Annotated in this window: 20 protein-coding genes and 2 pseudogenes; 13 read left to right on the plus strand and 9 right to left on the minus strand. The window is 68.7% G+C overall.

Annotated features, from left to right (window positions below; all coding sequences use genetic code 11):
* The first annotated feature begins 71 nt into the window (after positions 1-71).
* The 3 genes from ACNTMW_RS24060 to ACNTMW_RS24070 all read left to right on the plus strand — a co-directional run bounded on the left by ACNTMW_RS24060 (position 72) and on the right by ACNTMW_RS24070 (position 4,881).
* The gene (locus ACNTMW_RS24060; protein WP_426636041.1) at positions 72-1,460 is read left to right on the plus strand and encodes a ricin-type beta-trefoil lectin domain protein; all 1,389 of its coding nucleotides are present in this window, start codon (positions 72-74) and stop codon (positions 1,458-1,460) included.
* A complete protein-coding gene (locus ACNTMW_RS24065; RefSeq protein ID WP_426636042.1) occupies positions 1,415-3,226 on the plus strand; it encodes a ricin-type beta-trefoil lectin domain protein in 1,812 nt (603 codons plus the stop codon). The genes ACNTMW_RS24060 and ACNTMW_RS24065 overlap by 46 nt, the downstream gene beginning before the upstream one ends.
* Positions 3,227-3,411: 185 nt before the next feature.
* Positions 3,412-4,881, plus strand: coding sequence for an arabinofuranosidase catalytic domain-containing protein (locus ACNTMW_RS24070; protein WP_426636043.1), 1,470 nt, complete (start codon positions 3,412-3,414; stop codon positions 4,879-4,881).
* A gap of 146 nt (positions 4,882-5,027) precedes the next feature.
* Here ACNTMW_RS24070 and ACNTMW_RS24075 read toward each other — a convergent pair whose 3' ends face one another.
* Both ACNTMW_RS24075 and ACNTMW_RS24080 read right to left on the minus strand, forming a co-directional pair.
* Positions 5,028-7,451: a ricin-type beta-trefoil lectin domain protein gene (locus tag ACNTMW_RS24075; protein ID WP_426636044.1), complete on the minus strand. Its 2,424-nt coding sequence runs from the start codon at positions 7,449-7,451 to the stop codon at positions 5,028-5,030.
* Positions 7,452-7,530: 79 nt separating this feature from the next.
* On the minus strand, positions 7,531-8,748 hold the full coding sequence (locus ACNTMW_RS24080; protein ID WP_426636045.1) for a ricin-type beta-trefoil lectin domain protein: 1,218 nt from the start codon (positions 8,746-8,748) through the stop codon (positions 7,531-7,533).
* A 1,154-nt stretch (positions 8,749-9,902) separates the two neighbouring features.
* Between ACNTMW_RS24080 and ACNTMW_RS24085 the strand changes: the two genes are divergently transcribed.
* From ACNTMW_RS24085 to ACNTMW_RS24105, 5 genes are all read left to right on the plus strand, one after another.
* Positions 9,903-12,335 carry a non-reducing end alpha-L-arabinofuranosidase family hydrolase gene (locus tag ACNTMW_RS24085; RefSeq protein WP_426636046.1) on the plus strand — a complete coding sequence of 811 codons (2,433 nt, stop codon included), beginning with the start codon at positions 9,903-9,905 and terminating at the stop codon, positions 12,333-12,335.
* Positions 12,336-12,521: 186 nt separating this feature from the next.
* Complete coding sequence (locus ACNTMW_RS24090; protein ID WP_426636047.1) at positions 12,522-13,796, plus strand: ABC transporter substrate-binding protein; 1,275 nt, start codon at positions 12,522-12,524, stop codon at positions 13,794-13,796.
* A gap of 74 nt (positions 13,797-13,870) precedes the next feature.
* The gene (locus ACNTMW_RS24095) at positions 13,871-14,821 is read left to right on the plus strand and encodes a carbohydrate ABC transporter permease (RefSeq protein ID WP_426636140.1); all 951 of its coding nucleotides are present in this window, start codon (positions 13,871-13,873) and stop codon (positions 14,819-14,821) included.
* Positions 14,818-15,708, plus strand: coding sequence for a carbohydrate ABC transporter permease (locus ACNTMW_RS24100; RefSeq protein WP_426636048.1), 891 nt, complete (start codon positions 14,818-14,820; stop codon positions 15,706-15,708). Before ACNTMW_RS24095 ends, ACNTMW_RS24100 begins: the two co-directional genes overlap by 4 nt.
* A 132-nt stretch (positions 15,709-15,840) precedes the next feature.
* Positions 15,841-17,868 carry a family 43 glycosylhydrolase gene (locus ACNTMW_RS24105; RefSeq protein ID WP_426636049.1) on the plus strand — a complete coding sequence of 676 codons (2,028 nt, stop codon included), beginning with the start codon at positions 15,841-15,843 and terminating at the stop codon, positions 17,866-17,868.
* A gap of 194 nt (positions 17,869-18,062) precedes the next feature.
* Here the strand turns inward: ACNTMW_RS24105 and ACNTMW_RS24110 are convergent, their stop codons facing one another.
* The 3 genes from ACNTMW_RS24110 to ACNTMW_RS24120 all read right to left on the minus strand — a co-directional run bounded on the left by ACNTMW_RS24110 (position 18,063) and on the right by ACNTMW_RS24120 (position 20,343).
* Complete coding sequence (locus tag ACNTMW_RS24110) at positions 18,063-18,416, minus strand: AAA family ATPase (protein ID WP_426636050.1); 354 nt, start codon at positions 18,414-18,416, stop codon at positions 18,063-18,065.
* A 180-nt stretch (positions 18,417-18,596) separates the two neighbouring features.
* A complete protein-coding gene (gene arfA, locus ACNTMW_RS24115; protein WP_426636051.1) occupies positions 18,597-20,111 on the minus strand; it encodes an arabinosylfuranosidase ArfA in 1,515 nt (504 codons plus the stop codon).
* 82 nt (positions 20,112-20,193) lie between these two features.
* Positions 20,194-20,343, minus strand: coding sequence for a hypothetical protein (locus tag ACNTMW_RS24120; protein WP_426636052.1), 150 nt, complete (start codon positions 20,341-20,343; stop codon positions 20,194-20,196).
* A 457-nt stretch (positions 20,344-20,800) separates the two neighbouring features.
* Here ACNTMW_RS24120 and ACNTMW_RS24125 point away from each other — a divergent pair, with 457 nt between their 5' ends.
* The 3 genes and pseudogenes from ACNTMW_RS24125 to ACNTMW_RS24135 form a co-directional block, all read left to right on the plus strand.
* Positions 20,801-21,544, plus strand: coding sequence for a class I SAM-dependent methyltransferase (locus ACNTMW_RS24125; protein WP_426636053.1), 744 nt, complete (start codon positions 20,801-20,803; stop codon positions 21,542-21,544).
* Positions 21,545-21,657: 113 nt separating this feature from the next.
* Positions 21,658-21,797 (plus strand): annotated as a pseudogene (locus ACNTMW_RS24130) (IS5/IS1182 family transposase); the annotation flags it as partial.
* Between the two features lie 48 nt (positions 21,798-21,845).
* Positions 21,846-21,977: pseudogene (locus tag ACNTMW_RS24135) on the plus strand (IS5/IS1182 family transposase); the annotation flags it as partial.
* A 136-nt stretch (positions 21,978-22,113) separates the two neighbouring features.
* Here the strand turns inward: ACNTMW_RS24135 and ACNTMW_RS24140 are convergent.
* On the minus strand, positions 22,114-22,464 hold the full coding sequence (locus ACNTMW_RS24140; protein WP_426636144.1) for an MDR/zinc-dependent alcohol dehydrogenase-like family protein: 351 nt from the start codon (positions 22,462-22,464) through the stop codon (positions 22,114-22,116).
* Positions 22,365-22,604 (minus strand): hypothetical protein, encoded by a 240-nt coding sequence (locus ACNTMW_RS24145; protein ID WP_426636054.1) that lies wholly within the window; start codon positions 22,602-22,604, stop codon positions 22,365-22,367. Before ACNTMW_RS24145 ends, ACNTMW_RS24140 begins: the two co-directional genes overlap by 100 nt.
* 219 nt (positions 22,605-22,823) lie before the next feature.
* On the opposite strand from ACNTMW_RS24145, the gene ACNTMW_RS24150 reads away from it, so the two are divergent.
* The gene (locus ACNTMW_RS24150) at positions 22,824-23,702 is read left to right on the plus strand and encodes a GNAT family N-acetyltransferase (RefSeq protein ID WP_426636055.1); all 879 of its coding nucleotides are present in this window, start codon (positions 22,824-22,826) and stop codon (positions 23,700-23,702) included.
* Positions 23,703-24,115: 413 nt separating this feature from the next.
* On the opposite strand, the gene ACNTMW_RS24155 is transcribed toward ACNTMW_RS24150, so the two are convergent.
* Positions 24,116-24,598: a DUF2269 family protein gene (locus ACNTMW_RS24155; RefSeq protein ID WP_426636056.1), complete on the minus strand. Its 483-nt coding sequence runs from the start codon at positions 24,596-24,598 to the stop codon at positions 24,116-24,118.
* The gene (locus tag ACNTMW_RS24160; RefSeq protein ID WP_426636057.1) at positions 24,595-24,750 is read right to left on the minus strand and encodes a hypothetical protein; all 156 of its coding nucleotides are present in this window, start codon (positions 24,748-24,750) and stop codon (positions 24,595-24,597) included. Before ACNTMW_RS24160 ends, ACNTMW_RS24155 begins: the two co-directional genes overlap by 4 nt.
* 177 nt (positions 24,751-24,927) lie before the next feature.
* Between ACNTMW_RS24160 and ACNTMW_RS24165 the strand changes: the two genes are divergently transcribed.
* Complete coding sequence (locus tag ACNTMW_RS24165; RefSeq protein WP_426636058.1) at positions 24,928-25,884, plus strand: GlxA family transcriptional regulator; 957 nt, start codon at positions 24,928-24,930, stop codon at positions 25,882-25,884.
* The last annotated feature ends 58 nt before the right edge of the window (positions 25,885-25,942 follow it).

Here is a 25,942-nt window from a genome sequence, read left to right on the forward strand (position 1 = left end):
CTGGAAACGTGGCATCCCGCGCCCGCTGCCGAGATTGCCGGCGCTCCCCCGGTCTCCCATCAGGAGCGGTCATGGACAGAAGACAGTCCCGACGATTGACGGCCTTCGCGGCGCCGATAATCGCCGTCGCGGCGTTACTGGCCGGGGCACCGGCCGCGCAGGCCGCCACCGCCACGGTCACCCCCGGCACGATGTGGACCGACACCGCCGGCAACCGGCTGCAGGCGCACGGTGTCGGCATCTTCAGCGTCGGCCCGACCTATTACATGGTCGGCGAGGACAAGGTCGCCGGATCCACGTTCACCGCGGTGGCCTGCTACTCCTCCACCGACCTGGTGCACTGGACCCGGCAGGCCAACGCCCTGTCCCGGCAGCCCAGTGGCGATCTGGCAGCCGGCCGGATCGTCGAACGCCCCAAGGTGATCTACAACAGCACCACCGGCACGTACGTGATGTGGATGCACATCGACAACACCTCGTACAACGACCAGCGTGCGGGCGTTGCGGTCAGCGACACGCCGTGCGGGCCGTACACCTACCTCGGCGCGACCCGGCCGCTCGGCCACCCGAGCCGGGATCTCGGGCTGTTCAAGGACGACGACGGCACGGCGTACATGATCCACGAGGATCCGGCCGCCGGGATGCGCATCGAACGCCTGAACGCGGACTACACGGCCGCGCAGAGCACCGTCGCCACCTTTCCGTCGCTGGAGTCGCCGGCGATGGCCAAGGTGGACGGCCGCTACTTCCTGCTCACCTCGCACCTGACCGGCTGGGCCACCAACGACAACGTGTACGCCACGGCGACCTCGCTGGCCGGACCATGGAGCGGTTTCACCAACGTCGCGCCGTCCGGCACCCGTACCTACGACTCGCAGACCTCGTTCCTGCTGCCGATCACCGGTGCCGCCGGAACCAACTACGTCTACATCGGCGACCGGTGGAACTCCGGCGACCTGTACTCCTCCGTGCCGGTCTGGCTGCCCATCACGCTGACCGGCAGCGGCACCGCGGCCCTGAGCTGGTACCCGCAGTGGGGGCTGGACACGACGACCGGAGCGATCACGCTGCCGTCCTATTCCCGGGTGACCAGCAACCAGTCCGGCCGGTGCCTCGACGTCGCCGGCGGTACCTCGACGAACGGTTCCACCACCCAGATCTGGGACTGCAACGGCGGCGCCGGGCAGAGCTACGCCCCGAACGCGGCCAGCGAGCTTCGCGTCTTCGGCAACAAGTGCCTGCAGGCCCGCGGCCAGTCAACGACGGCCGGGACCGCCGTGGAAGTCTGGGACTGCAATGGCGGCAACCACCAGAAGTGGATGCTGTCGTCCGACGGCACGATCGTCGGCGTCGCGTCCCGACTCTGCCTCGACGTCAACGGACAGGCCACCGCGAACGGCACCAAGGTGCAGCTGTGGACCTGCAACGGCGGCGCCAACCAGAAGTGGACCCGGCGATGACCCGACGCGCGTTGATTTCCTGTTTCGGTCTGCTGTGTCTGGTCGGGGCCGCGGCGTTCTGGCCGGTATCGACGGCGTCGGCGGCCAGCGGCCCGTCGGTGGACTTCTCGTCGACGCTCGGCGCCCCGGCGTACCACGCCTCGGGCACCCTCTACGGGATGGCCGAGAACGGCGCCAACCCGCCCGACCACTTCTACACCGACATCAGGTGGCACCTGGAGCGGGCCGGCGGTGCGCAGCTCGACAGCCCGGGCGGGTGGGTGGCCGGCAAGTACCCACGCCGGTGGAACGCCACGCTCGCACAGGCCAGGCGCACCGCGGCGCTGGGCGGCAGATTCGTCATCCTGCCGCATGACCTGTGGGGTGCGGACGGGTACCCCATCACGACCTGGCCCGGTGACAACGGCAACTGGACGAGCTTCGACTCGTTCTACAACCAGCTCACCGCGGACGTGCAGAGCAACGGCGTGACCGTCGAGTGGGACATCTGGAACGAGCCCGACCTCAGCGTGTTCTGGAAACCGTCCCAGCAGCAGTACCTGGCCATGTGGGCACGCGCCTACCGGCGTATCCGTGCCGCCTTCCCCAACGCGGTCATCGTCGGCCCCAGCACCGCCAGCCAACCGTCGTCCGGCAACGGCTGGTGGGCCACATTCCTGGACTACGTCAAGGCCAACAACGTCGTACCCGACATCTTCAGCTGGCACTCCCTGCCCGGCGACCCGGTGGCCAACAGGGCAGCCGCCGATGCACTCCTCGCGCAGCACGGCATCCCCGGCCACCCGTACCAGATCAACGAGTACGCGTCGCGCAGTGAGCAGACCCCGGGCGGGGGCGGCTGGTACATCTCGCGCCTGGAGCGGGCCGACACCGACGGGCTGCGGGCCAACTGGGCATCCGGCGCCGGGCTGCACGACGACGCGGCGAGCCTGCTGACCCACTCCGGTACGCGGTACCAGGCGCTGGGTGAGTGGTACATGTACCAGTTCTACGGCTCGATGACCGGCACCCGGGTCAGCGTCATCCCGTCCGGAAACCTGGACGCGGTGGCCACCCGGGACTCCGGAAACGCGAAGGTCCTGCTCGGTAACCACGGCGACACCGGCAGCATCGCGGTGACGCTCAACCGCCTGGACTCCACCAACCTCGTCTCCAACGGGCAGATCCGGGCCGTCCTGCAGCGCGTACCGTACAACGGCGGCGCCGCCGTCTCCGGCCCGGTCACCGTCTCCGACCAGAACCTGGCCGTCAACAACAACACCGCGACGCTGACGCTGAACTGGACGGACGCCCGCGATGGCTACACGGTGACCCTGCTACCGCCCGGCGGTGGACCGGGCCCGTCACCCACCACGACGCCGCCGCAGCCGGCGGGCGGCCGACAGATCGTGGGGGGCCAGTCCGGCCGCTGCCTGGACGTGCCGAACTCCGCCACCACCAACGGCACCCAGCTGCAGCTGTGGGACTGCGGCGGCAGCGCCGGACAGCGCTGGACCGCCACGGCCAGCAGGCAGTTGACCGTCTACAACGGCAGCAAGTGCCTGGACGCCAGCGGCGCCGGTACCGCCAACGGCACCAAGGTCATCATCTGGGACTGCAACGGCCAGCCCAACCAGCAGTGGAACCTCAACGCCAACGGCACCATCACCGGCGTGCAGTCCGGACTGTGCCTGGACGCCACCGGCGCCGCCACCGCCAACGGCACGCTCGTCGTCGGGTGGTCCTGCAACGGTGGGACGAACCAGCAGTGGAGCCTGCGCAACTGAGCCGACCCGCCGACCGGCCGGCGCCCGCACCACGCACTCCGCGTGGCCACGGGCGCCGGCACCGCATCCGAGATGGAGGTCTCATCATGCTTCGACGTGCCCGCGATACTTCAGGTCCCCCATCGCCCGCCAGGGGGACAACCGGCTCCCCCGCTCGTCGGTTCTGGGCAGCAGCCGCCGCCGCCGTGACCGTCATCGGGCTCGCCATGACCGCTGCCGCCGGACAACCGGCCTCGGCGGCCACCCAAGGTGCCCAGATCGTCGGCGGGCAGTCCGGCCGCTGCCTGGACGTACCGAACTCGTCCACCACCAACGCGACCCAGCTCCAGCTGTGGGACTGCAACAACACCGACGGACAGTTCTTCACCGCCACCTCCGGCAGGCAGTTGACCGTCTACAACGGAACCAAGTGCGTCGACGCCAGCGGCGCCGGCACCGCCAACGGCACCGCGGTCATCATCTGGGACTGCAACGGCCAGTCGAACCAGCAGTGGAACATCAACGCCAACGGCACCATCACCGGCGTGCAGTCCGGGCTGTGCCTGGACGCCAACGGCGCCGGCACCGCCAACGGCACGAAGATCATCCTGTGGTCATGTAACGGCCAGGCCAACCAGAGATGGTCCATGTCGGCCCAGCCCCCCGGTCCGTCCCCGACCACCCCCGGGCCGACCGTCTCCCCACCGGCCGACAGCCCGCCCTGCGACATCTACGCCGCCGGCGGGACGCCCTGCGTCGCCGCCCACAGCACCGTACGGGCCCTCTACCGCTCGTACGCCGGGAATCTCTACCAGGTCCGGCGTTCGTCCGACAACGCGACCAGGAACGTCGGGCTGCTGGCCCCCGGCGGCACCGCCAACGCCGCGACGCAGGACTCGTTCTGCACCGGCACGACCTGTGTCATCACCGTGGTGTACGACCAGTCCGGCCGGGGCAACGACATGTGGTACCAGGGTTCCACGGTGGTGCCCGGATCGCCCCAGAGCAGCCCGGCGCGGGCCACATCGGAGTCGCTGACGATCGGCGGCAACAAGGCGTACTCGCTGTACATCAATCCGGGCAACAGCTACTGGCGGGACGGCCACCTGACCGGCGTGCCGACCGGGGCCGCTCCGGAGGGCATGTACATGGTGACCAGCGGCACCCACGTCAACGGCGGCTGCTGCTTCGATTACGGCAACAGCGAGACGACCCGGAGCGCGGACGCCGCGGGCGCAATGGACGCGATCAACTTCAGCACCCAGTGCTGGTTCGGTGGCTGTTCCGGTTCCGGTCCCTGGGTGCAGGCGGATCTGGAGTGGGGCCTCTACTCCGGGGGCAGCCAGTCGTGGAACCCGAACCAGCGCGCGTTCCCCAGCAAGTTCGTCACGGCGATGCTGAAGAACAACGGTACGACGCGGTTGGCGCTCAAGGGCAGCAACGCCCAGTCCGGCACCTTGACCACCCTGTGGGATGGCGCGCTGCCGGGCGGATACAGCCCGATGCGCAAGCAAGGGGCGATCATTCTCGGTAGCGGAGGCGACTGCTGCAAACCCAACGGGGGCGCGAACCTGAGCGCGGGCACCTTCTACGAGGGTGCGATGGTGGCCGGCTACCCGTCGGATGCCACCGACAACGCGGTACAGGCGAACGTCGTCGCCGCCGGTTACCGCTGACGCCGGACGCCGGACGGCCCGTCTCCCCCGCCGGATACGGCCGGCCGCCGTGGCTGCCGGGGATTCAGGCCCTGGTAGGCCTGCGGGCCGGGAATCCGACCAGCGGATTCCCGGCCCGCACGCTCAACGCCGCCGGCGGCGACCGGTCACGACCGGATCCACTGCTGGTTGCTACCGCCGTTGCACGTCCACAACTCGACGGCCGCGCCGTTGGTGGTCGCCGCACCGGTCACGTCCAGGCACAGCCCGGACTGCACGCCGGTGATCGTGCCGTCGGGGTTCACATTCCACTGCTGGTTGGCCGCGCCGGTGCAGGACCAGATACGGATCCGGGCACCGGCTGAGGCGCCCGGCGCGTCCAGGCACTTGTTGCCGTACACGGTGAGCTGCTTGTTCGAGGCGACCGTCCACTGCTGGTTGGCGCCACCGTTGCAGTCCCAGATCTGCACGACCGCCCCGTCGGCCTGGCTCGCGCCGTTGACGTCCAGGCACCGGTTGGAGCCGGCGCCCCGGATCTCGCCGGTCGGGCCCGGCTGGCTCCCGAGCGGGGTGATCGACAGGTTGTCGAACTGGGCCGTCACGCCCTGGCCGGTGGCATAGCCGATCTGGCCGGCGACCCAGGCGGAGTCCGACACGGTGCCGACGGTGGTGCCATCGATGGCCGCGGTGAGGGTGCTCCCGTTGAGCGTCAGCGACAGGGTGTGCCAGCGGCCGGTCCCCAGCGCCGCGGTGGTCCCGCTGGCCAGGGTCCGCTGATTGCCGCTGGTGTTGTTGCTGCGGATGGACCACGCCCCGGTGTCGGCCACCCGCAGGTAGTAGGCGTTGAGGTTCTGCGGTTGCTCGTGGTTGTACGTGGTGGCCCGCCCGACGAGTTGGACGTAGCCCGCCTTCTCCAGCATGACGTCGGAGGACACGGTGTAGTTGCGCCAGGTCACGTCGCCCAGCAGGGTGAACGGCTCGGCGTGGCCTGAGGTCCAGTAGATGGGCGTCTGCTCCGACATCTGGCGTACGCACTGGCCGCTCCGGCCACCGCCGCAGCCGACCACCTCGAACGAGCCCTGGTGGTCCATCAGGTACTTCGCTTCCCGCGCGGTCTGGTAGCTGTCGAAGTTGTCGCTGTAGGGCAGCTTCAGGTTGCCCTGCGCGGGGCTCGTCGCGGTGCCCCTGCCCTGCCCGGTGGTGGTGGTGACGCTGTAGACGTACCCGGGCTGGACGGTGAGCGAGAACGTGCCGTTCGACGGGGTGATGTCACCGCGCCTGACGAAGTAGTCGGACGGGTTGTTCGATCGGACGTTGGTGGACCAGACGTGCACGGTCCCGGTCGACAGCCCTCCGGTGACGGTGAACGTCAGATCCTGCGCGGATCCCGCGTCCATCGTCTCGATGATGGTGCTGTAGTCGCTGTTGTTGGTGGACTTCAGCGAGACGTAGCTGCCGTTGCTGCGGTTGCCGCCGAGGTACCCGCTGGAGCTGTCCAGGTAGCGCCACCCCGGCGCGGTGAACTGGGTGGTCTGGGCCATCACCCAGGTGTTCCTGCCGATGGAGTAGTAGCCCGACCATGGCTGCGGGGCCACCGCCACCCCGGTGGTCGCCCACGGGATGTTGGGGGTGATCGCGGCGATGACCGGCCAGTTGATGTAGGCGGTCATCTTCCCGTCGATGTAGTCGCGGTTGATGCCACGGGCCAGGGCCTGCGCCCCGGCGTTGTAGTCGTCGGAGCCGTTCTCGCTGGCCCACAGCGGCTTGCCCGAGTTCACCGCGTTGGCCGAGCTGGGGCAGTCGGTCTGCGCGCTGCGGTAGCCGCAGACGTAGTGGCTGCCGAACACGGCCACGGCGTTGGCGAACGCCGGGTCCCGCTGCGCGTCGTCGGCCGTGCCCCAGCCGAACTCGTCGGACGCCACGATCTTCACGTTCGTGTATCCGCGGGAATTCAGTGCCGATCGGAGGTTCTTGTACCAGTTCACATCCCGGCCCCGCTCGTTCCACCCGCCGAGATAGTCGATCGTCAGGCCGTGGGAGGCGGCGCACCCGAGCCACGCCACCAGGTAGTCGATCGAGTCGTTGGACCAGAAGTTTCCGCTGCCGATCCAACCCGGCGCTCCCCACGACAGGCCCACCAGCTTGATGGTGGGGTTGCGCGCCTTCGCCTGGCCCATCAACCACCACTCGTACCCGCGGTCGCAGTTCACGCTGCCCCGGGTGTGCTCGTGGCTGGGTTCCGCTCCGGAGGTTGAGTTGGTGTCCCCACCGATCTCCACCTTCAGGATCTGCATCGCCGCGCCGTAGCCCGGCTTGAACAGGTAGTCCAGGATGTCGCTGCGCTGCGGTTCCGGATAGTCGATCAGCAGGCGGCTGTTGCCGCCGCCGCCGCTGATCGCGCCGACGCCGTCGAATACCCGCCCGCCGGACGAGCCGTTGATGCTGATCGCCGTCGCGGCCTGCGCCGGGGCGGGGAACGCGAACAGCACGCTCGCCGCTGCCACCAGGCCGGCGATCGCCGCCGAGCCGCGGGACAGCCACGCCGGGCGGATCGGCCGACGGTACGACCCGAGGTCCTCACGTATTCTCATGTAGGTCCATCCTCTTTCTCCGGGTGGCCGCATGACCGGCCCCTTGTGCACACCTCTGTCCGGTGTGCCGGGACACGGGTCAACCACGCAGGCTCCATTGCTGGTTGGGTTGGCCGTTGCAGGACCACAGGACGATGAGCGTGCCGTTGGCGGTGCCGGCGCCGCTGGCGTCCAGGCACAGGTTGCCGGGGCCCTGGAGTTGCCTGCCCGAGCCGTAGCTCCAGACCTGGCCGGGCTGCCTCGCGCAGTCCTGTAGCTGCACCTGGGTGCCGGCGTTCTGGCTCGGTGCGGTCACGCACCGGTTGGACTGTCCACCGACGATCTGCCTGCCCTGGTCGGGGCCGCCGGTGGGGGTCGGCGTGGGGGTCGGCGGCGGGGTGGAGCCGAACTGGGCGAAGAAGTTCCACACCACCGGCCTGGTCCAGGACTTTTCGCCGGGTGCGTACGGGTCGGCGCTGCCGTCCACGGCATTGGGGGCGTGCGGACCGTCGAAGGCGCCCCACGCTACCGGATAGCCCGGCCGGCACCCGGAGTAGTAGGTGACGATGTGCGTGAGGCTGCCCTGCGCCGGTTCCGGCGGATTCTGCGGGGTGCACCCGTTGTTCCTGACGAACTGGTCACGCAACGACCGCCCCAGTGAGATCGGCAGGACGTTGTCCCGCAGCCCGTGGAACCCGATGTAGGCGATGGGTTGGGTGCCGCCGTTGCACCCGCTGAGGTTCGCTCCGGAGTAGACCGCGACCGCACGGAATACGGTCGCGCGGGCGCAGGCGATGGCGTAACTCATCCCGCCGCCGTAGCTGAAGCCCATGGCGAACAGCTGCGTCGTGTCCACGCACAGGCCCGCCTCGATCTGGTTGATCATGTTGTCCACGAAGGTCAGGTCCTGGCCGCCGGAGTTCGCCCAGCCGTTGCCGAGGCCCTGAGGGGCGACGAAGATCGCGCTGTTGTTGGCCAGGGACCGGATCCCGTAGTAGGACCACGCGGATCCGCTGGTACTGCCGGAATCGACGTCGTTGGCGGTGCCGCCGTTCCAGTGGAACGCGAAGATCAGACGGTATCCATGGTTGTTGTCGTAGTTGTCGGGAACCCGCAGGATGTAGCTGCGGTTCTGCCCGCCACTCTGGATCGTGTGGGTGCCGCTGGTCAGCGTGGGCGCCTTGCCGCACCCGGCTGTCGTTGCCAATGCGCCGACTCCGGTGGCGGACGCGACCCCGCCGCGGAGCATGACACCGCCGACCGCCGCGACGACAAGCGCAGCGACCGCGGCTGATACGAGTGCCGATCTGTACCTCATGACCTGTCAGCTCCTTCCGACGTCGAGCTGTGGTTTCCTGCACCGCCGCGGTCGCCGTGGCATGAGAGTGGTGCGGCCCTGGCCATCCCCGAGCGGGCTCCACTACTGGTTCGCCTGGCACCTGCCGGGCCAGGCGACGAGCTTCGTGCCGTTGTTCGTCCCCTGCCCGCTCACGTCCAGGCACAGGACCGACCGCCCGGACACACGGCCGCCGCGCGGCCGGGACCGCGCGTTCGGGTGATCGGGCCCGCGTGTGGGTGGTCGCGGGCCGGGTGCGTCAGCGGGCATGCGAAGTGGACGGCTGACGACTGGACCCGGGCGTGTTCGGAAAGGGACTCCGCACAGTCGACGAATCGATTCGACAAACCGTAGAACCGGCACCATTGGGATGTCAAGTGATACTCATCAATGTAATCCGGCGGGCGACGCGGGGCCGCCGAGCCAGGCCGGGGCGCCGGAACGAGCGGCCAGCACCCCGCGGCCCCACCCGGACTCGGCGGCCGCGTTCGGGGACCTGGCGCGGTTCCGGCAGGCGTTCCACGGGCATCTGAGCGTGTGGGCGGATGCGCTGTTCAAGGTGACCGACGCGGTGTTGCGCGCCGACGGGCCGGTGCGCTCGCTTGTGGAGCAGTCGCCGGTGGGTGAGCCCCGGCGCGGACACGGGGCGTTGTGCACGGCACTGGCGCGGCCGGGTGGACATCGCGCGACTGTGCACCGCGTTGACCGCGGTGCCGATCCCGCGGGCGGCCGGTCACGCCGGCCGCCCGCGCCGTAACGGCGGCGAGTTCGCCTTCGGCGATCCCGGAACCAGCCTGTTCAGCGCACCAGGTCACGGTCGGCCGAGCATGTTACCGCTAACACGATGGCCGCACGCCCCGAAGGAGCACTGGCGCCGACATCCCGAAACTTCCGGAAGCGAGTCGGTTCACCCAATCGGAGAACGACCCGACGCGGTCAAGGCCGTCGCCCTGCCTGACCGGCTTGTACCTGCACTTATGCGGACGCCATCGCTCAGATTTGTTGCCGGAACCTTTCGAAAGATGTTGCCTGCGATGGGGATCGGATGGGAACATCGACGCTTGTATATCGCTAACACGGACGTCCAGTCGTCCCGCCAAGACGGCTCGGGCGCTGGCCAGGAAAGGGAGGCCAAGGTGATTACAAGCCCCTCCGCCCATCGTGGCGGGACCCGGCGGAAGAGATCGGCCATCGTCAGAGCGCTGGTCGCTGGTGTGGTCGGTGTCGTGGCGGTGGCCATGGCCGCGGTGATGATCCCCTCGGCAAATGCGGCGGCGAGCACGCTGGGTGCGGCGGCCGCGCAGTCGGGCCGGTACTTCGGTACGGCAATCGCGGGCGGCCGGCTTGGCGATTCGACGTACACCACGATCGCCGGGCGCGAGTTCAACATGGTGACGGCCGAGAACGAGATGAAGCCCGACGCGACGGAGCCGCAGCGTGGCCAGTTCAACTTCAACGCGGGCGACCAGATCTACAACTGGGCCACTCAGCGGGGAATGAAGGTGCGTGGGCACACCCTGGCGTGGCATGGGCAGCAGCCGGGCTGGATGCAGAGCCTGAGCGGCAGCTCGCTGCGGCAGGCGATGATCGATCACATCAACGGCGTGGTGGGCCACTACAAGGGCAAGCTCGCGTACTGGGACGTCGTGAACGAGGCGTTCAACGAGGACGGCAGCCGCCGGCAGTCGAACCTGCAGGGCACCGGCAACGACTGGATCGAGGTGGCGTTCCGCACCGCCCGGACCGCCGACCCGTCGGTCAAGCTCTGCTACAACGACTACAACATCGAGAACTGGTCCTACGGCAAGACGCAGGGCGTCTACCGCATGATCCAGGACTTCAAGTCCCGCGGCGTACCGATCGACTGCGTCGGCCTGCAGACCCACTTCACCGGCGGCAGCTCGCTGCCGGGCAACTTCCAGACGACCCTGTCGAGCTTCGCCGCCCTGGGCGTGGACGTGGCCCTGACCGAGGTCGACGTGACCAACGCGTCGACGTCGCAGTATGCCGGGCTGACCCAGGCGTGCATGAACGTGCCCCGCTGTGTCGGCATCACGGTGTGGGGAGTGCGTGACAGCGACTCGTGGCGCTCGGGCGAGAGCCCGCTGCTGTTCGACGGCGGCGGGAACAAGAAGGCCGCCTATACGTCGGTGCTCAACGCCCTCAACGCCGCCACCGGCGGTCCCACGGGTGGCCCGACCGGTGGTCCGACCGGCAGTCCCACCGGCGCCAACGAGATCGTGGGTTCGCAGTCGGGCCGGTGCATCGACGTGCCCAACGCCTCGACCACCAACGGCACGCGGGTGCAGCTCTACGACTGCAACGGCCGGTCCAACCAGCAGTGGACGTACACCGCCAGTAAGCAGTTGATGGTGTACGGCAACAAGTGCCTGGACGCCAACGGCGCCGGCACCGCCAACGGCACGGCCATCATCATCTGGGACTGTAACGGTCAGGCCAACCAGCAGTGGAACGTCAACGCAGGCGGCACCATCAGCGGCGTGCAGTCCGGCCGGTGCCTGGACGTGTGGGGCACCGCCAACGGGCAGCAGATCCAGCTGTACGACTGCCACGGGCAGGCCAACCAGCAGTTCAGGCTCGTCTCGCTCGGCGGCCCCACCTCACCGCCCTCGTCCTCGCCGTCACAGCCCCCGGGCGGGTCGTGCTCGCTTCCGTCGACGTACCGCTGGTCGTCGACGGGCGCGCTGGCGAACCCGCAGAACGGGTGGGTGTCGCTCAAGGACTTCACCAACGTCGTCTACAACGGCAAGCACCTGGTCTACGCGTCGAACGTCAACAGCGGAGGCTCGTACGGCTCGATGGCCTTCGCCCCGTTCACGAACTGGTCCGACATGGCCTCGGCCGGCCAGACCGGCATGAGCCAGGGCACGGTGGCGCCCACGCTGTTCTACTTCGCCCCGAAGAACATCTGGGTGCTGGCCTACCAGTGGGGTCCGAACGCGTTCAACTACAAGACCTCCAGCGACCCGACCAACCCCAATGGTTGGTCCGCGCCGCAGGCGCTGTTCACCGGGAGCATCTCCAACTCCGGCACCGGCGTGATCGACCAGACGCTCATCGGTGACGACCAGAACATGTACCTGTTCTTCGCCGGTGACAACGGCAACATCTACCGGGCCAGCATGCCGATCGGGAACTTCCCGGGCAACTTCGGTTCCAACTACACGACGATCATGAGCGACTCGCAGTACAACCTGTTCGAGGCGGTCGAGGTCTACAAGGTTCAGGGCCAGAACCAGTACCTGATGATCGTCGAGGCGATCGGGAGCCAGGGGCGGTACTTCCGCTCGTTCACGTCCAGCAGCCTGAGCGGTTCGTGGACCCCGCAGGCGGCCAGTGAGAGCAACCCCTTCGCCGGCAAGGCCAACAGTGGCGCAACCTGGACCAACGACATCAGCCACGGTGACCTGGTCCGCACCAACCCCGACCAGACCAAGACCATCGATCCGTGCAACCTCCAGTTCCTGTACCAGGGCAAGAACCCCAGCGCGGGGGGCGACTACAACCTGCTTCCGTGGCGGCCGGCTGTGCTGACGCTGCAGCGCTAGAGCTCGCATGAAAGCCGGTGGATGTCGCCCCCGGGTGATGTCCGCGCGTGGGTGACGACCCGGACCAGTTCCACCGGCTGACCGCTCGGATGTGTCCGGCGCCCCTACAGGGCGCCGGACACGCCGCGCAGCCTACCCGGCTGACCACCTGCCGCAGCAGGTCACGACACCCACGGAAGGGGCCACGTGAATCGCCGCACCGCCATAACGGTCATCCTCGCCGCCACACTGCTGGCCAGCCCGGCATGTTCCGGCGGCTCCGACAACGGATCAACATCTTCCGGGTCGAACACCTTCGAGTTCTGGTCCTTCACCGGCATCAACCAGAAGGCCGACGTCGAGCGCTACACCAAGGCGCACCCGGAGATGAACATCAAGCTGACGGAGGTGGGCAGCACCAGCGAGACCGCCCAGGCGCTCACCGCCGCCCTTGCCGGCGGCAAGGTACCGGACCTCGTGCTGATCCAGGGCGACGATCTGCCGAAGTTCATGGCGTCGCCGGACAACTTCGTCGACCTCAGGACGCTCGGGGCCGACAAGATGAAGGGGGACTACCTTGACTGGGTCATGAGCCAGCCGACCGCCAAGGACGGCAAGATCATAGGCATCCCGACGGACGTCGGGGGTCTGGCGATCGCCTACCGGACCGATCTGTTCAAGGCGGCGGGCCTGCCGACCGACCGGGACGAGGTCTCGAAGCTGTGGCCCACCTGGGACGCCTTCATCGACGTCGGCAAGAAGTACGCCCAGGCGACCGGCAAGCCGTTCCTGGACAACGCGCCGACGAGCGTCTACTTCCAGGCCATCAACCAGGGGACCGAGCGCTACTACAACAACGCCGACCACAAACTGTCCTACGACAAGAATCCCCAGGTGAAGGACGCCTTCGACATCACACTGAAGGCGATCGCGGCCAACATCTCCGCCAAGCAGAGCTCATTCTCCTCGGGGTGGACCGCCGGCATGGGCAAGGGCGACTTCGCCGTCGTGTCCGCGCCGTCGTGGATGCTCAACTCCATCCGCACGAACGCCCCCAACACGTCAGGCAAGTGGGATGTGGCCGAGATCCCCGGCGGTGCCGGCAACTGGGGCGGCAGCTTCCTGGCGATCCCGAAGCGAGCGAAGAACCCGAAGGCCGCGTGGAAGTACATCACCGAGACGCAGTCGCCGGCCGGACAGCTCGACCACTTCCTGGTCAGCGGGGCGCTGCCGACGACGCCCTCGGTCTACACGGATCCCAGGCTCGTGTCGAGGACCGACCCGTTCTTCTCCGACGCGCCGATCGGCAAGATCTACACCGAGTCCGTGACAAAGCTCAAGCCGTTCTACATCGGTCCGGAGGACGGCTCGATCGGAACCGAGTTCCTCAATGTCCTGACAAGTGTCGAGCAGGGCAAGGTCGCGCCCGACAAGGCCTGGAGCACCGCCATGGCCAACGTCAAGAAAGCTATCCAGGGTTGACCGGACGGCCGGCGGGCGGCGGCCGGAGTCATCCGGTCGCCGCCTCGCCGGGAAAGGTGATCGCTGTGACGACCATGCTCAGCCCGACCTCGGCGACGGCCACGCAGGCAGCCGCGCCACGGACCGGGGCCGTGCACCTGGGGATCCGGGACCGGCTGGCGCCCTACGCGTACGTGGCGCCGTTCTTCCTGCTCTTCGCCGTCTTCGGCCTGTTCCCGCTGCTGTTCACGTTCTACATCGCCCTGTTCGACTGGGACCCCATCGGCGAACACACCTTCGTCGGGCTGGACAACTTCTCCCGGTTGCTGGACGACCCGCGGTTCTGGGGCGCGCTGCGCAACACGTTCAGCATCTGGGCGCTGTCGACCGTTCCGCAGCTGCTGCTCGCGCTCGCCGTGGCGCACGTGCTCAACCACGCGCGGTTGCGGGCCTCGACGTTCTTCCGGATGTCGGTGCTGGTGCCGTACATCACGTCGGTGGCGGCGACCACCGTCGTCTTCGCCCAGCTCTTCGACCGCGACTACGGCCTGCTCAACTGGCTGATCGGGCTGCTGGGCCTCACGCACGTGGAGTTCACGGCGTCCGTCCTCGGCAGCCACATCATGATCGCCACGATGGTGATGTGGCGCTGGACCGGGTACAACACCCTGCTCTATCTCGCCGCGCTGCAGGCGCTGCCGCGCGAGGTGTACGAGGCCGCCGCGGTGGACGGCGCCGGCGGGTGGCGGCAGTTCCGCCACATCACGATCCCCTCGCTGCGGCCGATCATCGTGTTCACCGTGGTCACCTCCACGATCGGCGGATTGCAGATCTTCACGGAGCCGCTGCTGGTCAACCCGGGCTCGCTGACGTGCGGGGCGGCCCGCCAATGCCAGACCCTCACCCTCTTCCTGTACGAGCAGGGCTTCGGCCGGTTCCACTTCGGCTACGGCGCGGCGATCGGAGTCGCGCTCTTCGTCATGGTCGTCATCGTGGCCACGATCAACTACCTGCTCGTCACCCGGATCCGCTCGGAGCGTCCATGAGCACCACATCCCGGGCCGCCACGCGGCCAACCCCGGTCACCGGGCCGCGACCGCACCGCCGCCACCGCGTCAACCAGGTCCCGTGGTGGGTGTACGCCCTGCTCGGCGTCATGGTCCTGCTCTGCGTCTTCCCGCTCTACTGGATGTTCGTGGTGTCGACGACCGACTCGGCCACCGCGACGAGCCTGCCGCCGCATGTGCTGCCCGGACGCAACTTCCTGCACCTGGCGGGCCTGGTCTTCGACACGGTGCCGTTCCTGCACGCCCTCGTCAACAGCCTCATCGTCGCCACGGCCATCGGCGTCGGCCAGGCCCTGCTGTGTGCGCTGGCCGGCTTCGCGTTCGCCAAGCTGTCCTTCCGGGGGCGCAACACCCTGTTCCTCTTCCTCGTGCTGACCATGACGGTACCCACCCAGTTGTCGGTCATCCCGCAGTACCTGATCATTTCGGAGCTCGGTTGGGTGGACTCGCTGCAGGCCCTGATCGTCCCCGGGCTGGTGAGCGCGTTCGGCATCTTCTGGATGCGTCAGCACATCACCCACACCATCGACGACGAGTTGTTGCAGGCCGCACGCGTGGACGGCGCGACGACCTGGCAGATCTTCTGGCGCGTCGCCTTCCCGCTGGTCCGGCCCGCGGCGTTCGTGCTGGGCCTGTTCGGGTTCGTCACCGCCTGGAACGACTTCCTGTGGCCGTTCATCGTGCTCAAGTCACCGGACAAGTACACCATCCAGATCGCCATCAAGGCCCTCCAGAACAGCCGGGACATCGATCTCGGTCTGGCCATGTCCGGCTCGTTCCTGGCCACGTTGCCGCTGCTGGTGCTGTTCGTCTTCGTGGGACGGCGCCTGGTCAACGGGATCATGGAGGGTGCGTTCAAGGGCTGATCGGCACCGCCGCCCCGATCACCACCCGCCCCGTGCCGGCCGGGTGCCACACGTCGATCTCCCGAAGGAGCCCAGCATGACCGCGGCCGTATCAACCCCCGGCCACCCGACACGCGACGCGGGGCGGGGCGGGTGATCCTGCCACCGGTCCTGCGCACGGGCCAGGCCACGGTCGCCGGCGTCCGGCTCGTCAGCGACCACCCCGACCTCGACGTCACCGCCGGGCTGATCACCAGCCGGGCCGCCGGCGCCGTGACCGCCCGCATCCGCGTGACACCCGCCGATGCCGACGACCGCTGCACCGAGCCGGACACGTTCGAGGTCACCGTGCTGCCGGCGACCGCACCCGTGCTGCTGGCCGGCACGCGACGCCCGGACCCCGACCCGGACGTGTACCCGCCACGCCTCGCGTTCGGCCTGCACCTGACGCTGGTGACGGCGGAGGGCGCGGTCACCCGCCTCAACGACGGCCGCGCGGTCCTCTTCCCGCGCTCGGTACCCACCGCACACCTGGACGTGCGCCGGGTGCGCACCTTCACCGACCCGTGGGTGTTCGCGACGCCCGACGGTTACGCGATCGTTGCCTCGCCCGCCCTACGCGATGGCTCGCCCGAACCGGCCGCCGCATCCTCGGTCCTGCTGTTCCGATCGACCGACCTGGTCAGCTACCAGGAGATCGGGCTCGTCCAGCTTGCCGGCGGGGGCGGCGTCCGGCGGCCGCGCGGGGTGTACGACAGCGCCCGCGCCGAGTACGTCCTGTGGTGGACCGACAACGAGGGTCGGGAGTGGTCGTCGCGATCGGCCACGCTGCCCGGGCCGTGGGGGCGCATCTCCCCCGGCGCGCCCGCCGTACCCGGGCTGCCGGTGCCGGACCCGGCCGCCGGCGACGTCCCGGCCTGCGCCCTGCCACTGACCGAGGAGGCCGCCGGGCGGCTGCTGCGCCGCTTCGGACGCATCCGCAACGTCGCCGTCGAGATACCGCCGTTGCAGGTCACGGCCGGCGCCGCGGCGCGCGACCTACCGTGGGCCCGGCTGACCTACGACGACGGCTCCACCGCCCGGCGCCCCGTCGACTGGGACGCCGCCAGCCTCGCCGCCGTCGACTGGGGTACGCCCGGCGAGTACATCGTCACCGGTACGGTCCGGCAACGGGTCTACCCGTTCCCGTTCGTCGTCGACCGCGCCGACCCCACCGTGCTCGCCTACCGCGGACGCTGGTACCTCATCGCCACCGACGACCCCGGTGGAGACTGCGTGACAACGACCAGCCTGCTGATCCGCACCGCGGACAGCATCGCCGGACTCGCCACCGCGACCGACCACGCGATCCTCGGCGTCGGGCCGGCGGGAATCGCCGGCTGCTTCTGGGCGCCGGAGCTGCACGTGTTCCACGACCGTCTGCACTGCTTCTTCGCCCCGAGCGTCGGAGCGCCGGACTGGAAACGCGTCCAGTGCCACGTGATGCGGCTGCGCGAAGGCGGCGACCCGGTCGTCGCGGGCGACTGGGGGTCACCCCGCCCGGTCCTGCAGGCCGACGGCTCGCCGCTGCAGCTCGACGCCGAGCACCCCGGGCTCAGCCTCGACATGACCTACGTCGAGGACGCCGAGCGCAGCTACGTCGTCTGGTCCCAGCGGTACATCACCGACCGCATCGGCGACGCCGGACTGTGGATCGCCACGATCGACCCCGCCGACCCGTGGCGACTGAGCAGTGACCCGGTCCATCTCCTCGCCGCCGAGTACGGCTGGGACGACGACGTCGCCGAGGGCCCGTTCCTCCTGCGGCACGGCGACCGCCTCGTCCTCACCTACTCCGGTTCGGCGGTCGGGCCGACGTACGCCGCGGGCGCGATCGAGGCGGCCAGCGGCGCCGACCTGCTCGACCCTGGCGTCTGGGCCAGGACCCACTCACCTCTCCTCACCACCGGCAGCCATTTCAGCCACTGGGGACCGGGCCACAACACGTTCAGCCGTGACGAGGACGGCCTGGAGCTCGTCGTCTTCCACGCGCATCCCACGATCACCACCCGTGGGCGGTGCACCGCGCTACGGCGCAGCCACTGGGCCGCTGACGGGCACCTGGTCCTCGACCAGCGCCCCGACGAGGAGGTCGCGCCGCACCTACGCGCGGTCCGGACGGTGGTACGCGTCCATTCATGAGCCGCACGGCCGGCCGGTGCACCCCGGCCGGCCGTGCGGCTCATTGCGGTGTGGATGAGCGGCGGCCGTCAGTTGCGCAGGCTCCAGCGCTCGCCCGCCGACAGCCGGGCCACCATGTCGCGCCTGGTCGGATCCGCAAGCGCCGTGAAGACCCGCGACAGCGCGTCGGCGGCCATCACCACTCACCGTGCCTTTCAACTCCCTGGTTGAAAGGTAACGTACGCCAGCAGCGTGTGGCCCATGCCGGCCATGATCATCAGCCGTACTCCCGGGATCTGCTCGGCGATGATCGCGCCGTGGCCCGGCTTGACCGGCTCGTGGCTGCCCTCGATGACCAACGTGGGCGCCTTCACCTGGTCCAGCACCCCCACCGGTTCGAAGTCGGGATTAGCCATCGCGGCCAGCCGGTGGTTGGCCGCCGCGACCAGCAGCGCCGTCTTGCCCATCCCCGCCTCGCCCCGCAGCACCACCGCGCCGCCGACGCCGTCGCGGGCCCGCGCGATCACCTCGTCGAGCGCACCAGTCTCCGCAGCTCTTCCGTAAAGCACGAGCACCCACTGTAGAAGGCCCGTGCCCGGCAACCTCCATGTCGGGCGAGCGACTGGCACCGTCACCGCTGGACCGGCACGGTCGCGTCGGCCGGCCACCCAACGCTGTCCCGCCGACCCTCCGCCGAGGGGCCGGAACTGCCCGGACTCCTTTGTCCGGGTGTGTGCAGCGCAGTCGCGTCACACTGGCTCAGCGGCGGCCAGTTCCAGGACGTTCCAGGAGGTCGGCGGCAGGGTGACGGTGAGGGTCCCGGCGTCCAGCCGTGCGCCGGAACCCTGCCGGGGCACCACCCGGTCCGGGTGGGCCAGGTTGTTGGTGGCACGTACGTTGTCGTCGGTGAGCACGAGGTGCTGTCCGATCCGCAGCGGACCGAACGCGCGCGCGTCGACGGAAAGTTCGAGCGGCCCGGTGCGGTCCCGGTTGACGGCGAACAGCGCGATCCGGCCGAACTCGGCGTCGTAGCTGGCGGCGGCGGTCACCGCCGGCACCGGGCCGTACGCCCTGGTGTCGATGGACGGCGACACCGGCTCGACCCGCAGCGCCTCACCGCGGGCGAGCGCGGCGGCGTGGGCGAACGGGTAGAAGGTGGTCTGGCGCCAGGCGGGGCCGCCGGGCTCGGTGCGGATCGGGGCAATGGTGTTGACCAGTTGGGCCTGGCAGCCGATCGCGACCCGGTCGGCGTGCGACAGCAGCGAGATGAGGTACGAGCCGACGACGACCGCGCTGGCAACGTTGTACTCGTCCTCGATGAGCCGGGGCGCCTGCCGCCATTCGAGGGCGGCCTCGCCGGAGAACTGGCTCTGGTACCACACATTCCACTCGTCGAACGAGATGCGCAGGCGTTTCCGGCTGCGCAGCTTCGCCTTGACGTGGTCGGCGGTGGCGATCACCTCCTCGATGAACGCGTCCATGTCCACCGCGGAGGCGAGGAAGCTGTCCAGGTCGCCGTCGTGCTCCTCGTAGTAGGCGTGCATGGACACGTAGTCGACCAGGTCGTAGCAGTGTTCGAGGACGGTCGCCTCCCACGCGCCGAAGGTCGGCATGTTCCGGCCGGAGCTGCCGCAGGCGACCAGTTCGATCGTCGGGTCGAGCCGACGCATGGCGTTGGCCGTCTCGGCCGCACGCCGCCCGTACTCCTGCGCGGTGAGGTGACCGATCTGCCAGGGGCCGTCCATCTCGTTGCCCAGGCACCACAGCCTGATCCCGTACGGGTCGGCGTCCCCGTTCTTGATGCGCAGGTCGGAAAGTTCGGTCCCGCCCGGGTAGTTGCAGTACTCCAGCAGCTCGACCGCCTCGGCGAGCCCCCGGGTGCCAAGGTTCACCGCAAGCAGTGGCTCCGCACCGACCTGGCGGATCCACGCCATGTACTCGCCCAGTCCGAACTGGTTGGTCTCGATCGAGCGCCAGGCCAGGTCGAGCCGGGTGGGCCGGGCCTCGCGCGGCCCGACGCCGTCCTCCCAACGGTGGCTGGACACGTAGTTGCCGCCGGGGTAGCGCACCACGGTCACGCCCAGCTCGCGGGTCAGTGCGACGACGTCCTGCCGCAGCCCGAGCTCGTCGGCCGAGAGGTGGTCCGGCTCGTAGATGCCGGTGTAGACACACCGGCCCATGTGTTCGACGAAAGATCCGAACAACCGCCGGTCGATGGCGCCGATGCGGAACGCTGGATCGAGAGTGATGCGCGCAGCTTTCACTACAGGGCCCTCCACCGAGCGGTTGACATTCCTCTGGCAACGATGCCGTCCACCATCATAAAGACATTCATCAATGTTTAGGCTACGCCCGGGCGGCGGGAGCGGTGGTAGCCGGATGTCGCGAACGGCGGCCTTGCACCCAGCGGCGGGGCAGGACCTGGAAGCCGACCCGGCCGGCGAGCGTGGCCACGATCTGCACGCCGGCGCCGAGTGTGGCGGTGAAGCCGAGCATGGGCCGGCGTAGGCGGAGTCGACCCAGATCACGCGGACGCGTGGGTGGCAGCCAGAGACTCGCACCTCGAACCCGCAGGTCAAGAGAAGATCGCGGCAGCACGGTGCGGCCCACTCCCCTGCTCAGAGCGTCTGCCAGTATCTGGCGATGTCGTCCTGGATCGGGCGGCCCGGCCGTACCGATGGCTGCACAGCCGCACTCCCCCACCTTCCGCTTCCATGACTGCTGTGCTCGTACCATCCACTTGGGAGCAACCCGGATTGGCCTCCGTGACACCAGGGTGCGGACCGGGGATGGCCCGCCACCGCCGTCAGAGAAGAATCGTCAAGACCCGTGGATGACGTCGCGGAACAGGCGACAGCAGCGGGATAGACGGCGCGGCGATCTCAGCGCGTCCGAACATCCAGGTTGGAAAAGTCGTTGGACATCGCGTACGCCCGCAGCGATCGTTGGCGTCATGCGGCAGGAGGAGATCTGGGGCGTCGATACCGCCCAGCGCTACGACACGCCGGGCACGGGCATGTTCGCGCCCGAGGTCCTGGGGCCGACCGTGGACCGCCTCGCCGAACTCGCCGGCGACGGGCGGGCGCTTGAGTTCGCCATCGGAACCGGTCGCGTGGCCCTCCCGCTCGCCGAGCGAGGGGTGCCGGTCACCGGCATCGAACTGTCCCAGCCGATGGTCGACCAACTGCGAACGAAGGTGGACGACGCGACGCTGCCGGTGGTCGTCGGTGATATGGCGACCACGGTCGCGCCCGGCGAGTACACGCTCGTCTACCTCGTCTACAACACGATCTCCAACCTGCTCACCCAGGCCGAGCAGGTCGCCTGCTTCCGCAACGCTGCCCGCCACCTCGCACCCGGCGGCCGGTTCGTGATCGAGCTTTGGGTGCCGGACCTGCGCAGGCTCCCGCCGGGCCAGCAGGCCACCGTCTTTCATTGCGAGCCCGGCTACATAGGCTTGGACACCTACGATGTTCTGCGCCAGCACGTCACATCGCACCACTTCACCTTCGATGACAGCGGGCAGGCACGACTGTCTCGCAGCCCGCACCGCTACATCTGGCCGGCTGAACTGGACCTCATGGCTCAGTTGGCAGGGTTCGAACTCGAGACCAGGCACGCGGACTGGGCCTGGGCCGAATTTACCGCCGAGTCGCGTTCGCACGTGTCCGTCTACCGCCTCCCGCCGAACCAATAGCCCTACCCGCGGATCCGGGCGACTGCGTACCTCGGTCTTGAACTCTGGCCACCGGCGACTATGCGGCCTGGGTGTCGCCGGGTCGTTCGACGAGCTGGCCGTCGACGAAGATTGCACCGGCGTTACCCGGCTCGGTGCACGACCACACAGCCGCCCGCGGTCACGGCATCATCACCGCGCTGACCGCTACGGCGGTGGCACCTTCACCGACAAGGGCTGTCGCGGTGCCCGGGGCGCGGTCGGCGTGCCGTTCTACGGCCGCGATCTACCGAAACGGATACGGGAGTGCAACGCCGACCGTGCCAAGGTCCGCGCCATCGGTGAACGCGCCGTCACCACGCTCAAGATGTGGAAGCTGCTGGCCGAACTGCGCTGCTGCCCGCAACGCGCTACCCCGATCACCCCGGCCGTCCTCGTGCTCCAACACCACGAGGACGCCCATCACCGAGATCGGAAAAGGCTCACTCGCCGTAGCCGTAGCCGCAATGGCCGACGACAGGCGGATGCGCACTACCGCCGTGATGCGGAGCCGTACCGGTACGAATCGGGATCCGGCTGCCGGCTGAATCTCATGGTGCGACGTCCACCAGGACCTTGCCGACCGTGCCGACCGTGCCGGTCTCGACTGCCCGGTGAGCGTCGGCGGTGCGGTGCAGCGGGAAGCGGACCAGCGGTAGGCCGTGCTCGTCGCCGACCGGCAGGGCGCCGTCGCGCACTGCCGCGGTGACATCCTCGACGGCTGCGGCGCGCGCTTGCGGGCCGGCTGTGCAGAGCACCAGGAACTGCAAGCGCGTGTTCAGCACCATGTCCTGCCCCACGTTCAGCTCGACCGCTTGTCCGCCTTCGTTGGCGTAGGTCGCGATCGTGCCGCGTGGACGCGGTACGGCCAGGTCCAGGGCGAGGTTCGCGCCGAGCGCCACCTCGCGACGATGTCGACGCCGTCCGGGACGATTTCGCGAATCCGTGCCGCCGGGTCGCCAACGCGATAATTGATCACATGATGGGCGCCGGCCGCGGTGGCCAGATTCGCCTTCTCCGGGCCGCTGACCGTGCTGATCACGGTACGCTAAGGCTTTCGGCAGGGGCGTGTGGGCTGGGATGCTCCGTGTTGTGACGGTCATCGAGCGGAGTCGCGTACTGCCGGCGGCACGATGGCACGCATCGGCCGTCGTGCTGCGTAGCAAGCGGATCGCGGCCTGAGTGGTCAGAGACTTGTTCCCGATCCTCGGCGCCGCATATCAGGAGTGCGTCGCGGGCGGCGATCGGCTTGGATATTCACATGCATGTCGACCTGACGACGCCGCATCCCCACGCGCTCGACGCGATCCTGTCCGACCTGGCGTCATGGCAGCAGGACGGTCTGCCGGTCCAGTTACATCCGGGCGACCTTGGGTGGCAGTGGCGCTTCGGACCAGCCGTGCTGGCCAAGGCCCTACGCGTCTGGACCGCGAACGAGACGGTCGTAGCGATCGGATTCCTCGACCAAGCGTCCCTGGTCCGGATGGGTTTTGCGCCATCAGCAGACCAGGATGAGGAACTCGCGCAAGCACTCCTGCGTGACCTTGAGGATCCAACCCGTGGTGTCCTGACCGGTGACAAAGTGGTCGTCGAGGCCCGTTTCGGAGTGGCCTTTCGTTCACTGCTTCACCAGCGCGGCTGGATCGATGACGACCCGTGGACGCCGTTGGTCCACGACCTACAGGACCCCGTCGAGGTCCCTGATCTGCGAGTGGAGATTGTCGGGCATGACCGTGTCGCTGACCGTGTCGCTGACCGGGTCGCGGTGCAGCGCGCGGCCTTCGACCGCTCGACCTTCACCGCCGACCTGTGGACCGTGATGTCGCAGTCTCCGGCATACCGGCGCGCTCGTTGCCTGGTGGGATATGACGACCAGGACAACGCGGTGGCGGCGGCCACAGTCTGGTCAGCCGGTGAGGGCCGCCCCGGCCTCCTGGAGCCTATGGGCGTCCACCGCGACCATCGCGGTCACGGCTACGGCACCGCGATCACCCTTGCCGCAGCCTCAGCCCTGCGAGACATGGGCGCTTCCAGCGCCACCGTCGCTACCCCGACCTCGAACGGAGGCGCTGTCGCGACCTACGCATCCGCTGGCTTTCGTTGCATGCCCGAAGTCACCGATTTCGCTTTCACGCGTTGACGTCGCAGGTTCAGCAAACGCACGCTCATCGGCTTCTTATCCTTGCCAGCCGCATCACGATGCGCGGGACTGCTGCGGGCGTTCATGGTCGTGGCCCGGTTGGTCGCCGCCATTGGGACCTCCGCGCCCCGCTTGCTTATGAGCCGCACGTGCGGCGTGGGGACTGGCGAGTCGTCGGAGCGCAAGCAGGCCGCCGATGCCTGGAAGCACGGCGGTCGCTCGCGTCCCTGTGGTGGTTTCGGGTCGGCGGGCGGTGAGGATGATGACCAATAGGTAGGCGCAGCCGTGCGTAGGCCCAACGAGAGAGGCCACCGCCCGCCAGTGCACCGTGGCGAGATTGGTCAGCAGGACGAGCAGCGACACCAACTCCACGGCCGCCGTGATCCGCAGCGGGCGCAAGGACGAACTCACGGTCAGACTCCCGTCGTCGAGCCGGGCCGGACAATCATCAGCACGGTGACCGCAGCCCACAACACGTTGAACACTCCGGTGTACATGGCCAGCCGCGCCGGCATTCTCCGATCGCTCTGCGCGTTCGCCGCGGTCGCGGGTGATGAAGCGAGCCCGGCGAGGATGCGGCTCTGACGCGGGAGAATCACCAGCGCCAGCACCGCTGCCGCAGCGGCGGTCAGCCCGATCGACGTGATCAGCCAGGCATTTCCCAGCACATGGAGGCTGCTGGCGGTGGCGAACCCGAATACCGGAACCACGATCCCGATCGCGGCATAGACCCGGCAGATGCGATGCAGCGTGCCTAGGGTGGCGAGTTCGCGGTCCGGGTGGAATGCCGAGAGGGCACGGCGGGTCGCGGCGGGGAACATGCTGGCCGCGACCGTTACCGGTCCGATTGCGATGACCGCGGCCAGCACATGAACACAGAGCAGGACCTTGGTCACGCGCCCGCTCCTGACGAATCCGCCGCGATGCGGTGTTCTCTGCCCCTGGAGACGGGCAGACGGGCAGCCGCGGCGCGGCCGGTCATCTCCCCACCGTCGGTGGTGATGTCCAGTGGGTCGAATCCATCGAACAACACGATCTGCGCCAGCATTGTCGTACAGTCCTCCACACGTTTGGTCGCGTCGACGCTAACCGTGGTCCCCGGACACCGGAACAGGCTGGATTGCCAACATCCAACGGATTCTCGCCACCAGACGTGAGCTGGACACAATGGTGTCGTGCCTGGTCCACGGCTTGGCTGGAACAGTCGTACATCTATGGTATTGCCATGCATACGGTGACTGTCCTGGCTCTGGACAACGTCATCCCGTTCGACCTGTCCACGCCGATCGAGGTGTTCACCCGCACCCGACTGCCCGACGGCCGCCCGGCGTACCGCGTCCGAATCTGCGCCGCCACCCCGACCGTCGACGCCGGCACGTTCACCCTGCAAGCGCCGTGGGGCTTGGACGCCCTGGCCCAGGCGGACACCATCATCCTGCCCGGCTGCGCCGACCCCACCGTCCCCATCCCGGACGACGTGCTCGACGCCCTGCGCCAGGCCGCAGCGGGCGGCACCCGCATCGCCTCGATCTGCTCAGGCGCGTTCATCCTCGCCGCCACCGGGCTACTCGACGGGCACCGCGCCACCACCCACTGGCTCGCCGCCGACACGCTCGCCAAACTCCACCCGAGCATCGAGGTGGACCCGGACGTGCTCTACGTGGACAACGGCCAGTTCCTCACCTCGGCCGGCGCCGCGGCAGGGCTGGACCTGTGCCTACACCTGATCCGCCGCGACCACGGCTCCGCGGTCGCCGCCGACGCCGCCCGCCTGTCGGTGATGCCCCTGGAACGCGAGGGTGGACAAGCCCAGTTCATCATCCACGACCAACCACCCACACCACGCGGCTCCGTCCTGGAACCCGTACTCCGCTGGATGCAGGACAACGCCGACACCGACCTCACCCTGACCGACATCGCCGAACACGCGGGCATGAGCACCCGAACGCTCAACCGACGCTTCCGCGAACAAACCGGCACCACGCCACTGGAATGGCTGCACCGCACCCGCATCCGCCAGGCACAGCACCTGCTGGAAGGCACCGACCACCCCGTCGACAGGATCGCCAGCCAGGTCGGATTCGGCTCACCGACCGCCTTCCGAGACCGCTTCAAACGCGTCGTCGGCACCAGCCCCAACGCTTACCGCGCCGCCTTCCGCGGACCCGCCACCGAGACCTGATCGACAGCACACCAACCTCGACCAGCCCGCTCGCGACCGGCGCGCTCGTCGCCGATCT

Origin of the sequence: Planosporangium spinosum, from assembly GCF_049999945.1 — a bacterium.
GTDB lineage: Bacteria > Actinomycetota > Actinomycetes > Mycobacteriales > Micromonosporaceae > Planosporangium > Planosporangium spinosum.